A 538-nucleotide genomic window follows, 5' to 3' on the forward strand; every position below is an offset into this window, starting at 1 on the left:
TTCTCACCCAAAATTGCAGAGTAAGGAAAGCAATGGCTTGAGTGACTGGTGTTGAGCGCGGTATTAACCGTGACTGCTTTACCGTTGAATAGCGCACTGGAAATCGAATCGATGTCTAGCGTGACGGTATAGGTTTGTTTGAGCAGGTGCTTCTTCGGCGCGATTTCTGCCACGGTTGCTCGGTAGGATTGCTCCGAATCATACCAAGTCAACGATGCTGGCTGACCTAGTGCGAATTGCGCAATCATATTTTCCGGTACGTCGATGTCGACTTCCCAGCTGCCTTCTTGCTGAATTGATACAACACTGCCGCCCGGCAAGGTTTGTTCATGTGGATCAACAGAAACGTCGGCAACAATGCCAGTGAATGGTGCACGTAGAGTGGTGTAACGTAGGGCATCTTTTGCACGTTGGATGTTTTTCTCAACCACTTTGACGGCAGAGAGGCTACGTTCGTAGCTGCTGATGGCTCGGTCTAAGTTTACGCTGGCAATGGCATCATCAGAAGTCGCTTGTTTTACGCGCTTTAACTCGGCTT

1 protein-coding gene is annotated in these 538 nt (G+C 49.4%); it reads right to left on the reverse strand.

The annotated features are described in order from the left end of the window. Positions 1 to 538: efflux RND transporter periplasmic adaptor subunit (locus R7P74_RS28845; protein ID WP_318124128.1), on the reverse strand; the 538-nt coding region annotated here is incomplete at both ends.

The organism is Vibrio sp. 2033 (genome assembly GCF_033339735.1).